This is a genomic window from Bradyrhizobium sp. USDA 4451 (assembly GCF_054822585.1).
Genome location: NZ_JBTRCH010000001.1, coordinates 8,117,926 through 8,131,300, shown reverse-complemented (window position 1 = coordinate 8,131,300; position 13,375 = coordinate 8,117,926). Strand labels below are relative to the sequence as shown.

General features: G+C 58.6%; 11 protein-coding genes. 6 read left to right on the top strand and 5 right to left on the bottom strand.

Translation table 11 applies throughout. The annotated features are described in order from the left end of the window. Window positions 1–9: 9 nt before the first annotated feature. Window positions 10–1,209: a pyridoxal phosphate-dependent aminotransferase gene (locus ACVMB0_RS37810; RefSeq protein ID WP_461349515.1), complete on the bottom strand. Its 1,200-nt coding sequence runs from the start codon at window positions 1,207–1,209 to the stop codon at window positions 10–12. A gap of 575 nt (window positions 1,210–1,784) precedes the next feature. Here ACVMB0_RS37810 and ACVMB0_RS37805 point away from each other — a divergent pair. The 5 genes from ACVMB0_RS37805 to ACVMB0_RS37785 all read left to right on the top strand — a co-directional run bounded on the left by ACVMB0_RS37805 (window position 1,785) and on the right by ACVMB0_RS37785 (window position 7,160). Further along, window positions 1,785–2,963 (top strand): ABC transporter ATP-binding protein, encoded by a 1,179-nt coding sequence (locus ACVMB0_RS37805; protein WP_461349514.1) that lies wholly within the window; start codon window positions 1,785–1,787, stop codon window positions 2,961–2,963. After that, window positions 2,960–3,925, top strand: coding sequence for a carbohydrate ABC transporter permease (locus tag ACVMB0_RS37800; RefSeq protein ID WP_461349513.1), 966 nt, complete (start codon window positions 2,960–2,962; stop codon window positions 3,923–3,925). The genes ACVMB0_RS37805 and ACVMB0_RS37800 overlap by 4 nt, the downstream gene beginning before the upstream one ends. Continuing rightward, window positions 3,922–4,770: a carbohydrate ABC transporter permease gene (locus ACVMB0_RS37795; RefSeq protein WP_461349512.1), complete on the top strand. Its 849-nt coding sequence runs from the start codon at window positions 3,922–3,924 to the stop codon at window positions 4,768–4,770. Before ACVMB0_RS37800 ends, ACVMB0_RS37795 begins: the two co-directional genes overlap by 4 nt. A 110-nt stretch (window positions 4,771–4,880) precedes the next feature. After that, window positions 4,881–6,059: an extracellular solute-binding protein gene (locus ACVMB0_RS37790; protein WP_461349511.1), complete on the top strand. Its 1,179-nt coding sequence runs from the start codon at window positions 4,881–4,883 to the stop codon at window positions 6,057–6,059. 240 nt (window positions 6,060–6,299) lie between these two features. Then, entirely contained in the window at window positions 6,300–7,160 is an 861-nt protein-coding gene (locus tag ACVMB0_RS37785) for a phytanoyl-CoA dioxygenase family protein (protein WP_461349510.1), read from the top strand. 189 nt (window positions 7,161–7,349) lie between these two features. On the opposite strand, the gene ACVMB0_RS37780 is transcribed toward ACVMB0_RS37785, so the two are convergent. Beyond that, window positions 7,350–8,171, bottom strand: coding sequence for a class I SAM-dependent methyltransferase (locus ACVMB0_RS37780; RefSeq protein ID WP_461349509.1), 822 nt, complete (start codon window positions 8,169–8,171; stop codon window positions 7,350–7,352). A gap of 933 nt (window positions 8,172–9,104) precedes the next feature. On the opposite strand from ACVMB0_RS37780, the gene ACVMB0_RS37775 reads away from it, so the two are divergent. Next, on the top strand, window positions 9,105–10,679 hold the full coding sequence (locus ACVMB0_RS37775; RefSeq protein WP_461349508.1) for a porin: 1,575 nt from the start codon (window positions 9,105–9,107) through the stop codon (window positions 10,677–10,679). A gap of 298 nt (window positions 10,680–10,977) precedes the next feature. Here ACVMB0_RS37775 and ACVMB0_RS37770 read toward each other — a convergent pair whose 3' ends face one another. The 3 genes from ACVMB0_RS37770 to ACVMB0_RS37760 all read right to left on the bottom strand — a co-directional run bounded on the left by ACVMB0_RS37770 (window position 10,978) and on the right by ACVMB0_RS37760 (window position 13,320). After that, on the bottom strand, window positions 10,978–11,172 hold the full coding sequence (locus tag ACVMB0_RS37770; protein ID WP_461349507.1) for a hypothetical protein: 195 nt from the start codon (window positions 11,170–11,172) through the stop codon (window positions 10,978–10,980). 202 nt (window positions 11,173–11,374) lie between these two features. Then, window positions 11,375–12,118: a phosphonate metabolism transcriptional regulator PhnF gene (gene phnF / locus ACVMB0_RS37765; protein WP_461349506.1), complete on the bottom strand. Its 744-nt coding sequence runs from the start codon at window positions 12,116–12,118 to the stop codon at window positions 11,375–11,377. A gap of 77 nt (window positions 12,119–12,195) precedes the next feature. After that, window positions 12,196–13,320: an aminotransferase-like domain-containing protein gene (locus tag ACVMB0_RS37760; RefSeq protein ID WP_461349505.1), complete on the bottom strand. Its 1,125-nt coding sequence runs from the start codon at window positions 13,318–13,320 to the stop codon at window positions 12,196–12,198. Window positions 13,321–13,375: the final 55 nt, after the last annotated feature.

The following is a 13,375-nucleotide window of genomic DNA, read 5'->3' as shown; positions in this document are numbered from 1 at the left end:
GGAGATCCTTCAGGACAGGGTGGCGCAGGCAGCGATGATACGGTCGCAGGCGCGGGTAAGGTCCGCGAGCGACGAAGCGTAGGAAATGCGGATGTAGGGCGAGGCCATGAAGCCGCTGCCGGGTACAACGGCCACGGCGAACGCATCGAGCAAATACATCGCAAAATCGGTGTCGGTTTCGATCACCTTGCGATTCGGTGTGCGCTTGCCGATAACCCCCGCGCAGGAAGGGAAAACGTAGAAGGCACCATCCGGCACCCGGCACGAAAGTCCCTCGGCCTGGTTGAGCTTGGCGACCACAAGATCGCGACGCTGCAGGAAGGCGCTCGCAAATTCATCGATATGCTTCCGTCCGCCGGACAGCGCCTCGATCGCGGCATATTGCGAGATCGAGCTGGTATGTGAAGAGGTCTGGCCCTGGATCAGGTTCATGGCCTTGATCAGCGGCAGAGGCCCTGCGCCATAACCGACGCGCCAGCCCGTCATTGCGTCGGCCTTGGAGACGCCATTGACCGTCAATGTGCGGTCGTAGAGGTCCGGTGCCACCGCAGCCATTGTGGCGAAGTCGATGTTATAGGTGAGTTTTTCATAGATATCGTCGGACAGCACGTGGACATGGGAATGGCGGCGCAGCACGGCGGCGAGCGCCTGCAACTCGCTTCGGCTGTAAACCGCTCCGGTCGGATTGCAGGGCGAGTTCAGCATCAGCCACTTCGTGCGAGGCGTGATCGCCGCTTCCAATGCCTCAGGACGCAGCTTGAATCCGTGGCATTCATCGCAGTCGACGAGGACCGCCTTGCCGCCAGCGAGTGCCACCATATCGGGATAGGAAACCCAGCACGGGGTCGGTATCACCACCTCGTCGCCTGCATCAAGGCTGGCGAACAGGGCGTTGAAAATGACCTGCTTGGCGCCACAACCAACCGTGATCTGGTCGATCCCGTAAGCAAGCTCGTGATCGCGGTCCAGGCTCTTCTGGATTGCCTCGCGCAGCGGCTTGATGCCGGCCACCGGCGTGTATTTCGTCTTTCCGTCGCGGATTGCCTGGATACCGGCGTCGCGGATCGCAGTCGGCGTCTCGAAGTCCGGCTCACCCTGACTGAGTGTGATCACATCGAAACCCCGGTCGCGCAGCTCGGCCGCGCGCGCCGTCATGGCCTTGGTTTCAGAGGGGCGGACAAGTCTGAGCCGTTCTGCAACGAGAGACAAAATGGAGCACCTACGGACTTCGATATGAATTCCCGACGGCTTCTACTCGCTTGCAAAGTGGCCAACAAACTAACCGTCGCGTTTGTTGAATGAAATGATCGGAAGTTGCGATGCCTCGCGTGGTGTCACCAGGGACGGCCAGAGGCGCGCGTCATCCGGCAGAAGACGTGCAAGGTTGGTTGGTCTTTGTGCTGATGCGGCGCGGACACGTGGACACCCTTTAGTCCAGGAGAGAACGAGCAGCGGGACCGGGGAGACGCAGCGCGGCACGTTCGGTAGCGCAAAGTTGCGCTGTATCCTAGCCGCGATCGGCGCTGAGGATCGGTGCAGCGCGTGGCCGGCTCTGTTCCCGTGCGGCGCGATCACTAAGCGGGCGCGCTAAGTCTTGAGCGTTCGCTTTGACCTCTGGAGTACCGCGCGCCATCGCATATAGCTGGGCTTTGTATCGAATTATTCGATCGGCGTCATCCAGCTGTAGCACTGAGGGTCTTGAAGCTCAGCCGGGGCTTGAGGGGATAGACGATCTCCTCGTCGTGCGTGCGCGAAGAATTTCATGCTGGTGGGGAAGTAGCGCGGTGGCATCGGTTTCGATCGAAAATATTCGTAAGGACTACGGCCAGGCGCCTGTCCTGCGCAACGTTTCACTGTCGACAGCCGACGGTGAGTTCCTGACGCTACTGGGGCCCTCGGGCTGTGGGAAATCGACGTTGCTCCGAATCCTGGCGGGACTTGAGGTGCAGGATGCGGGCTCGGTCCGGATCGGCGAACGCGTGGTGGACGGACTGCGGCCAAAGCGGCGGGATATCGCGATGGTGTTCCAGTCCTATGCACTCTATCCCCACATGAGCGTCGCATCGAACATGGCATTGCCGCTGCGGATGCGCCGACTCTCTGCCTTACAGAGGCTTCCCGTTCTCGGTCGTCTGCTGCCAGGAACCGGCCAGATCACCGCGGACATCGATATGGAAGTCTCTCGTACCGCAAAATCGCTCGGTATCGGCCACCTGTTGCCGCGCAAGCCGGGGCAGCTCTCAGGTGGCCAGCGCCAGCGGGTCGCGGTCGGTCGCGCGATGGTGCGCCATCCGGCCGTCTTCCTGATGGACGAGCCGCTATCCAACCTGGACGCCAAACTGCGTGTTCAGATGCGCGCCGAGATCAAGGAATTGCACCGGAGGCTTGGGGTCACCTTCGTCTATGTCACGCATGACCAGGCCGAAGCCATGACCCTTTCGGACCGGGTAGCGGTGATGCTCGACGGCGAGTTGCTGCAGGTCGCTCCGCCGCAAGACATCTACGCCGATCCCGACAATCGACGTGTTGCAGAGTTCATTGGGTCGCCCAAGATCAATATGCTCGACGGCGTGGTACGCGAACGCGGCCTCATCGACGTAGCCGGGTCGACGCTTACCATCGAGGCCGATGCAATCACAGGTACGCCGCTCTCGCTCGGCATTCGCCCGGAGGCTTTTTGTCTCGCTGAGCGCGGCGGGCAGGGGACGCTGACGGGTTCCGCGCGAATGATCGAGCATATGGGGTCAGATCTCTTCGTTTACCTTGATCTGGCCGGCATCGACCAGCCCTTGATCGCAAGGCTGCTCGCTGAACGGGCGCCGCATATTGTTCCCGGTCAGACCTTGCATGTTGGGGTGAGACCGGAGCGCATTCTTTTGTTCACGCGGGATGGACGACGCTTACGGCGGGATAGGGATTCTTCTAAGGGAGCGGTCACCCCGTTCCGAGAGGTTGCGGGATGAGCGGGCCTCTTGCTCTATCCGAAGCTTCGGACAAGCGATCCACGCCGATCGAAGTGCCGTTGTCAGCTATTCCGCTGGCTCGCAGGCGCGCCCTTGCGGAAGCGCTAGCGGCCTTGGCGCTGGCTGGGCCCGCGGTCTTTTTGCTGGTTGTACTGTTCTTCCTGCCGGTTGCTGCCGTCTTCGTCGTCGCGTTGACCGATTGGCAGTTCGGAGCGACGTCTCTTTCTTTTGTCGGCCTTTCGAACTTCCGCGAGGTCTGCGCGGACGTGGGTTTTCGGGCCTCGCTCGTCAACACTGCTGTCTACGTTTTGATCGTCGTTCCCGGAACTGTCGTCCTCGGTCTTATGATCGCGCTTGTCATCGAAGGCGGACGGTCCTGCCGCGGCCTCTATCGCGCCGTCCATTTCCTGCCCTTCATGGCGACGCTCACCGCGATGGCGATCGCCTGGGAAGCGCTGTTGCATCCGACAATTGGTCTCGTCAACCAGGCGCTCGCCGCGATCGGGCTGCCGACTGCCAACTGGCTGCGTGATGAGAATATGGCTCTTCCAATACTCGCCGTGATCGGCATCTGGCAGAACCTTGGCTACGCAATGGTGTTGTTTCTTGCCGGTCTGAAGAGCATCCCGCAGGAGCTGTACAATGCCGCCGATGTCGACGGCGCTGACCTTTGGATTGATCGGTTGCGCACTGTCACCCTGCCGATGCTTGGGCCGGTCACGATGTTCGTTGTCATCGTCGTGGCGCTACGTGCATTCGAGGCCTTTGACACCGTAAAGGTGCTCACTCAAGGCGGCCCCGGTCATGCCTCCGAAGTTCTGCTCTACACGCTCTACCGCGAAAGCTTCGAGTATCTGCGCACGGGATATGGGGCTGCCGTCGCGGTCCTATTCCTCGCCATCGTAATAACCCTGACCCTCGTTCAGGTCCGCTTCATGGACACCAAGGTGCACTACCAATGAACGCCGCTATTTCTCCGAGCCGCTTGTCGCTGTCGGTGGCCCTCCTTCGACACGCGGTGCTGCTCACGACGGGAACGCTCATTCTCCTGCCCTTCGTGTGGATGCTGTCGCTGTCGATCAAGCCGCCGGGAGAGATCTTTCGGGCGTCCTTTTCCTTCTGGCCCGACAAGCTATATGCCGTCGAAAACTATACCGAAGCGCTAAGCGAGACATCACTGCTGCGCTATATGGGCAATGGTGTCCTCGTCTGTGCAATGATTCTGCTGTCGCAGATCCTCGTTTGCGCACCTTGTGCCTATGCGCTGGCGAAACTTCGCTTTCCTGGACGCGGCCTTCTCTTCGGCATGGTGTTGGTGGGACTGCTGCTACCGCACCAAGTGCTAGCGCTACCGCTCTTTGCTCTGGGTCATCAGCTCGGGATACTGGATACCTACGCAGCGCTTATCTTCCCTTATATGGTCTCGCCGTTTGGTATCTTTCTGTTTCGTCAGTTCTTCAAGACCATTCCAGATGACCTCGTGCATGCGGCGCGGCTCGACGGTGTTTCTGAATTCGCCATCGTCTGGAGGATCATGGTACCGATGGCGCTGCCAGCCGTCATCGCCTTCTCCATCTTCTCGCTTGTCAGCCATTGGAACGATCTGTTCTGGCCGCTCATAGCGGTGCGCGACCAGTCCCTGATGCCGCCCCCGGTCGGCATCATGGCGTTCAGGAACGAAGAGGCCGGCAACGACTATGGGCCCCTCATGGCCGCCTCTACCCTTGTCGTGCTGCCCCTCGTGATCGCCTTCCTTGCCGCACAGAAATGGTTTGTTGAAGGGATGACCGGGGGAGCGGTGAAGTAGCGCTGGAGATGCTTATGCCATTGAGACGCAGAGATATTCTTGTCGGGGGCACCGCGGCAATCGGCATTGGGGCTTTGCACTCGGCGCGCGCCGCTGGCCGTAAGCTAATATTGAAGATCAGCACCCCGATCGGCACCTACCAGAAAATGCTTGGTGAACTTGCCAGCCGGTTCACCTCTGCCAATCCCGAGATCGTTATAGACTTCGTAGCCAAAGGCGAAAACTGGGATCCCTTGCTCCAGGCCACACTGCGCGACGGTTTGATCAGCGATCTTCCTGACGGCACATGGCAGTCACTGACCTACGCGCCATTGCTCGCGAGGCGCGGCTACGCGCAGCCTTTTGATTCCGTTGCTGGCGGAAGCACGGTCTTCGCCGAGCTCGGCCTGTCTAGCGCGCTCTTGGAAGCCGTGTCGGCGGGTGGAGACATCCACGCCATGCCATTCGGCACGACGATTCCCGTCATTTACTACAACATGGATCTCCTAAACCGAGTTGGATACACCTCGCCCAGCCTGCCCTCGACCTGGGAGGACATCATCGCTCTCGGCGCGAAAGTTGCAGCACTTGACCGAACGATTAATGGTGGCTTTGTCGAGTACGACGCCTCCAACGCCTGGATGTTTCAGAACCTCATCGCCACATTTGGCGGGCGAATGATGAAGTCCGATTTGAGCGAGATAGCCTTTGATACGGCTGAAGGCTTGAGGGCGTTAGAGGTTGTGTGGCGATTCGGAGAGGCGAGCACTGTCAATATGACCCGCGAACAGGCGCGCCAAGCGTTCAACGCCGGCGCCTGCGGCATCCTTGTCCGCTCGGCAAGTGGTATCACATCGGTCGCCAAGGCAGCCCACGGGCGGTTCGAGCTGAAAGTCGGCCAGTTGCCAGTTCCCGCCACCGGGGGCCAGCTGGTCGGTGCTGCCCATGGCTTCATGATGTTTACCAAAGACTGGGAGCGGCAGAAGGCGCTGTGGGCATTCTTGCGCTTCGCCGCCGGGCCGGAGGGCCAGATGATTCTTGCCCGGCACACTGGCTATCTGCCCGTCAACCTGATGGCGCTTAAGGATCCGGCATTCCGTAACCAGTACCTCGTCATCAATCCCTATCACGCGGCGGTCCTTGATCAGTTGGCAATCACCACAGATCAGGTCTCGTTCTCGAGTGACAACGCGGTCAAGATCACCGACATGATGACTGAGCTGATGAGGCTGGTACTTGTGCATCGGATTCAGCCAAAAGCCGCGCTCGCTACGATGGCCGAGCAGACCCGCAAACTGCTCAACGCGTGAGCTATCGCTGATCTCCCGCAGGATAGACGCATAAATTCCGAGCTTCGGTTATTCGCCGTCCTCTTCAATATAACGTCGTCTAGCGCAGCAATTCCAACCATCTTAGACGAGGCCATAGACCCCTTCGTTCGTCGGACTCGGCCCGCTTTTGGATTCGAACCGACATCGGCCACCAGTTCTGCTGGTCGCCTCATTCCTTCTCACGTCAATCGACGTGAAACGACCTACCCAGGAGAGAAAATGCCAAAAATATTGAGTGAAGCGCAGGTTCAACAATATCGTTCCAAGGGGTTCGTTTGTCCGATTGACGCTCTGTCGGCAGAGGAGGCCAACGAGTTCTTGGCGCGCATGGAAGATCTCGAAAGTCGGGAGCCGAATCTGTGGGCGCGATCGAAGATAAAGCCGCATCTTTTGATGATGTGGCTGAATGATCTTATGAGGAACTCGAATGTTCTGGACGCGGTTGAAGACGTTCTGGGGCCCGACATCATGGCATGGGCAACCGGCCACTTTGATAAGAAACCGCACGATCCGAGCTTTGTCAGCTGGCATCAGGATGGGACGTATTGGGGGCTCTCCGAACCAAGCGTAGTTACGGCCTGGATCGCATTAACGCCCAGCAACCGGAACAACGGGTGTATGCGGGTCATTCCTGGCAGCCATCACCAGGGGCAATTGCCGCATAGAGACACGGACGATAAAAACAATCTATTGAGCCGTGGCCAGGATGTCGAAGTCAAGGTCGATGAAGCGGACGCCGTCGATTTGGAGCTTCGGCCCGGCCAAATCTCCCTTCATCACACGATGCTCATCCATGGTTCCAAACCGAACTTCTCCGACACACGCCGGCTAGGGATCACCATTAGATATGTCGCAGCGCATGTCAGCCAGACCAGCGGGTACAAAGACAGTGCGACCCTGGTTCGCGGGACCGATAAGTATCGGAATTTTGTCGCCGAACCTCGCCCGAGCCGCGACTTTGATCCAGATGCTGTTGAATTCTATGAGGCGATGGTTGCCGAAAGCCGCAGGCGGAAGGAGGCCATTGCCGCTCATCACCAAAGCCGGCAGGAACGGCTCAAATCGGCAAGCACGCTCTGAGCTTTAATCCTCATTGCTCCGCTATCGACGAGGGCGCCCGCATCATCCCTTACGCGGCGCCCTCGCGCAAATGGTCTTTGCGGCTGAATAACAGCCTATCAGACGAAGGGAGACAGTACCTCAACTCGACAGCGCCAAGATGCGTCGACATTGCCAATCTCGATCTATTTGATCAAGGGGATAACCAGGTTACCGCCTTGTCGCAAAAGTCACCTCGGTAACGTGCGGTTGACGCAGAAGACCGTCCTGCGCGTAATGCTCAAATAATTCGGTCAGCTTTTTGGTGACGGCTTGTTGCCCGATCATCACAGCCGACCGTTGGATGAGGCTGGAGGAGAAACTCAGTGCGAGAAAATGTGGAAGGCTCGTATCAAAATCCCATTTCCATTGTCGCACCTTTACGTCCTCGAATCTGAGGTCAGGTTCGAGCTCACTGTAGAAATCGATCGTGGAGTACGTCCCGGCTGCGGAGGTAAAAGTCCCCTTGCGGTACTCCGGAATGCACTGTTCGACGAAATCGTGATATTCTGACAGTGCGCGACTGTCCGAGTACCGATGCCGATTGTGGACAAGCGCCAAGAGACCGCCCGGAACCAATATGCGCGCGACTTCATTGTAGAACGCCGGCCTGTCAAATCGATGAGCTGCTGTCGCTGCCGCGATGGCAGAGACACAACAGTCCGGAAAGGGTAACCGCTCGGCTGGTGCCATTCGGAATTCGATGTTCAATTCGTCCGGCGTCGATCGAACCGCACCATGAATCATGTCGGCGTTCGGTTCGAGGCCGATAATGGAGCGTTGCCCCTGGGCCGCGGTCGCGAGCACCCTTGTAAAAATGCCTGTGCCGCTTCCAACATCCACAATGGCGCCATCCAGGCGGTAACGAACAGTGTGATCCACGATGAGCTTGGCAACCTCGCTGGGGTAGCCTGGCCGATAAAGATCATAATTCTTTCCCTCGCCGGCGAACTCGGACCATGGAGTCGCAAAATTGGGGAAGGTTGTTGCCATGGCCATGTTCGCAAGAACGGATACGTTTAGCTGCTTTCGTCGAATTCTCCGATGGCCGACAGGCCACCATTGAGGCTTTGCTCGCGCGCCTGAATTCGTATTCAAGTCCGTGAAGGGAGGGCGATGGCAAAGCGGTCGCCGCCACGACAACAGCACCTCGATCTCATTGAGTTTCCGCTGCCTAGCGCCGCGAGCCAGTTGGCCTGGTTTGCGATGAGAAGTGCAAACCCACGAACTCGCCATTGAACCCCTGCACCACAATGGGTGAGGGCCTGCGGCATAGCCGCAACGAGGACAAGGGCCGAGGAGCTATCTGAATACAACGTGTGCCAGCCGGCGTTCTGCCCCTTAAGAGGGACTAGATGCAATATCGATCTAACCTTTGGGTGACACGGTCTTATCATCTAAATCAAACGCCAGCCTTGGTAGTTGACTGGCACGAGAATTGTTGCATTTCGCTATTTGATTTCGGAGGGACTAAGCCAAAATATCAGGCCGCATAGTTGTCGCGGTGTGAGGACTTTGCGGGTCTGCTGGTCATGCGTCCCGCGCACTTGATCTTGTCGTGCTGTAGCCTGCATGCCAGTTCGCATTGCGAACCGGCGACGGACCGCACCTGCATTTTGCGCATCTTGGAACCTCGAGCTTCCCGAACCGTGCACCGCAATGCGGCATGCCAACCGGCTAGGCGCACTCCCCTCTGGATTGGCTTGTAACGGATTTCTTAGCTACATGTGCCACGTTCCTCCCGCGGCCATTCGTAACGGGGCTGCTTTCCTTAAGCATGGAAGCCCGACCGGTGGAGGCCGGCTTTCATGGGGCATCCATCATCAAACATGAACCTAACCATCGCACTATTCGATGAGTGCTTGTCAAACGATTATTTTGCGGTGCTACCCCTGAGTCCGATGGGTCTAACAAGGACAGGGGACAATGACATTTTCCGATGCGTGCTCAAGCTTACATCGAACGATCAAACGAGCTGTGCTGAGTTCAACGGCGGGGTTAATTGGGGTGAGCGGGGCACAGGCCGCCGATATTCCCCTAAAGGCCAAGGAGATCCAGTATGTGAAGGCGTGCTCGCTATACGGTAGCGGATTTTATTACGTGCCTGGCTCTGACACCTGCATCAAACTCGGTGGCTTTGTCCGCGCTGACACGGTGCTGGACAGCTCGAGCTTTGTGATGACGCCCGTTTCCGGTCCCGCCGGTGCCAATAATCGGCTGAGCGGTACTTATACCGGTCGTGCTCGCATCGACTTCACCATCGATACGCGCACAGCGACAGACTACGGCTTGGTCCGCACCTTCTTCGAAACGACTCTCAACTGGGCGTCCGGTAGCTACACTGGTGCTGGGAACGGCTCCACAGTCTACCAATCCCTCGGCGGTACAGCCGCGCCGGCCAATGCAGGCGTTGGCAATGTTGCCTATGGTTCGGTTGGCGTCTATTTCGCGTTCATTCAATTTGCCGGTTTCACGATCGGAAAGGCAGTCTCGCAGTACAGCTCGCCTTGGGTGCAATATCCAGCTGGCAACTTCGACGGCCTTCCGGGCAGCGGTGGAAATAATACTGGAGTCAATCAGTTCAGCTATACCGCCGATTTTGGTCAGGGCTTGACGGCGACGGTTTCAATGCAGGACCCGACCGCCTACTATCAGAGGAATATCTGGAACACGAGCTATGCATCGGCAGCGGGCATCGTGACGGGCATTTATGGCTCACCGAGTTTCGGTGGCACCCTGGCTCCAGATGTCGTGGGTATGACGCGTCTTGACCAGGCCTGGGGTCTCTTTCAGGCATCAGTCGCGGCACACAATAATCATGCTGCCTACTACGGCGCGGATGAAACCTCTGGACACGCCTCCGATAAGTGGGGATGGGCTGGTCAGCTGGCCTTGTCGATCAAGAATATTCCGACCGGCACCGGCGATAGTATCAACTTGCAAGCCGCCTACGCCAAAGGCGCAATCAACTTTGGCATCAACGAAAACATCCCAGCTTCCTGGGCGATGTACGCCAATTCTGCCAGAAGTGGCGCATATCAAAGCATGGGTATCGCAGGCATCGCGGATGCTATCTATTCCGGAACACCGGCAGCAACAGGGACAGCTCTGCAGCTGACCACGACTTATGGTTTCAATGGCGGGTATACCCACAATTGGAATCCGTACTGGAACACTGGCATTTATGGCGGCTGGGCCGCCGTTCGCTATACAGACGCAGCTAAGGCCCAGATCTGCGGCAGCTCTGGCATGGCTGCTCTCGGCCTGACGGGTGCCTGCAATCCTGATTTCAACATCGCAGGGGTCGGTACAATCACACGCTGGTCGCCGGTCACGAACCTGACCTTCTCGGCCGAGCTCGATGCCACGTTCCTCGATCAGAAGTACTCTGGCACAATTAAAGCGCCGGCAGTCGCAGGTGTGGGCAAACCGGCTGCCGTGTATGAGTTGAAGAACCAGAGCGCACTGGTCGGCCTTCTACGCGTTCAGCGCAATTGGTGAGATCCCGTCAGCAACTTCGTCATAAGCCCGGAAACGTCCGGCGCACCAAATCGACTAAGTTGCGGCTGGAGCCAGGGGTCTGCGGCGGTATGTTTCGTCCCGACTTGGGCCACTCTTGAGAGTGGCCTTCTCACGCGAACGCCATGTATGATAACCATTTGGATCAGTTTGCTTATGTTTCACCCGAACGCGTCTCTCGCAAGCGGGCTAAGCGCTTGCGAAAACGGGCGCAACACAGCATCCGAACATCGCGATAGATACGCTCCAACCCAGCGTAGGACGTCGCAGCGGCGGAATTTTATTTGCGGCCACAGTCAGCAAATCTGCCAATGGCGATGCTGTACTTGAGCCGCAGGCCGCGTTCCCAAATACTCGGTCCATTCCACTTGCCTGGCATCTCGTCTTTGGTTCCATATCTGGCGAACCGTTGCTTGAAGCCAGCATCGCTCAGCGTGGGCTTGCTGATCTTGTTCTCGTTGCGCTTGGCCGACATGCTTCAACGGATTTGGCGAGCTTTATCGTCGAGCAAATCTGGGGTGCTACCCAGGCGAAGTGCCTGATGATGTCGAGCAACTTGTCTTGGAGTTCGTTGGGAGCGAACGCGAGGATGTCGCCGAGGCACTTAATCAACCTGCTTTATCCAGCTCTCTGCGCGCGACGAAATCCAGCCGAGAGGGCTGCTGCCGGCACAGCTGTCAGCCACCGAAGACAAATTCCACCCGGCTGGCGGCATAGGCGGTCTGACCGAAAGAGATCAGACGCTCTTCGGCGTCGACGTTTATGACATCAGTCTGCAGCACATGCTCCGTCGTTGGTATCTTCAGTCGCTCGATTTCGATGGTCGTTGGCGGCCGCGATCGCATGCGAACAGATTTGCGGTGGTAGTCCACTACTCCGAGCTTCTTCAGCACCGCCGAGGTGGACAAAATGGCATCGCCGTACCGTGCCGCCTTTTCGAAAGCCTTATCTATGTTGGGAAACAACCTTTCGGGGAAGTAACTTGGTCCGTAGCTGATCGGCACGCCATCAGCCTCACTCAATGTGGTCACTACGACGACACGCTCACCATCGCGGAGCCCAAGTGCAGCGCAAACCGGGGGCGAGGCGTCGGCTCGCTCGATCGAAATCAGTCTGCGGGAGGGCTTCTTTCGGTTCTCAAGAATGTTTTCCTCGAAGTACTTCCTGTTCTCGAAGTGATAGTTAATTGGGCCGCGGGAAACGAATGTCCCGCGGCCCTGCTCCATGCTGACTATGCCCTCGTTTTCGAGGTGCGACAGAGCGCGTAGCACGGTCAGGCGATTGACGCCGAATCTGGTTGCGATCGCCGGCGCCGAAGGCAGGCGCCCTCCGGGCGCTAGGGCGCCGCGGTTGATGTCGTCGACTAAGGAATCCACGATCCTCCGCCACATGCTGATCCCTTCCACCGTCCGTTTCACCATGTGCAGATGTGGTCTCCCAGATAGCGCCGAATTTGCCAGGACCTCGACGCCAACGGTCGTTGGCGTGATTCGCTAGATCATTTACGTTCGCCCGTAAGGCCCGGGTGCACACTAACCTCGACTGTAGTCTCGGCGATTGCCTTGAGACCGACGGCAAGCTCATCACGCGTTTCCGGAGACCCGAAGCAGACCCGCGCAGCGTCGGGCACCGGACCACCATCGGTCACAAAAGGGGCCGCGTCGCCGGCGAGCACGCCCCGGGCCTTCAGCTGAGCGTGGAATGCCTCGCGCTGCCCATTTGGCAGTTTCAGCCACCCATGGATCGCGCCAGGCGGAGAGGCGAAGTCCAGGCCGGCAAGTGCGGAAATGGCCATGGCGTGGCGGCTGGCGGCCTCCGCGCGGACTGCCTCGAACAGCCGACTAGCCATGCCGCTTTCCATCCAATGTGAGACCACTGCAGCCGTAATCGGTGCCGCCATCCAGAAGGTGGAGCGTACCCCGGGCCAAAAGGCCCGCTTGGCCTCCGCGCCAGAAGGGGCGGCCACATAGGCGAACCGTAGCCCCACCGTGAAGCTCTTGCCGAGGCCCAGGATATACCAGCTGATGTCCGGCGCGAGCGCTGAGATCGGCGGCGGTGCGTCTTCAGGCAAAGCGCTATAGATGTCGTCCTCCACGATCGCAAGGTTATGGCGCCGGGCAATTTCAATGATCTCCTGTCGGCGGGAGAGCGGCATGACGACGGTCGTGGGATTCTGCAACGTGGCCAGACAATACAAGGCTTTGGGCTTGAACCGGCGGCAGGCCTCGTCAAGTGCGGCGGGTACCATGCCGTCCACGTCGCAGGCCACGGATTCGGTGCGAAATCCATATTGCCGGGCGATGGCGGGGACCGCGGGATAGGTGAGTGGCTCGGTGAGGAGGGTTTCGCCGGGGCGCATGATGGCGGGATAAATCATGTTCATTGCACTGAGCGTGCCATTGGTAAGCACAACCCGCTCCGGAGCCGGCGCCTTGCCTAAGCGACGTGCCAGCCATTTCCCGCCTTGGATGCGATCTCTTTCCGTCCCCATGAAACGATGGGTGCGCGTCAGGGCGGTGAAGTCCGTCTCAACGAGAAGGTCGGTCAGCGCCGCTCGGAACGCCTGGTTGGTTTCTGGAACAGGTGGCGGAAGGTTGCGGCTGAGATCGGCGACGACAGTCATGCGGGCTCCAAGGGTCTGAAGGAAATTCGGACATTCAGCCTAGCTGATAATGATC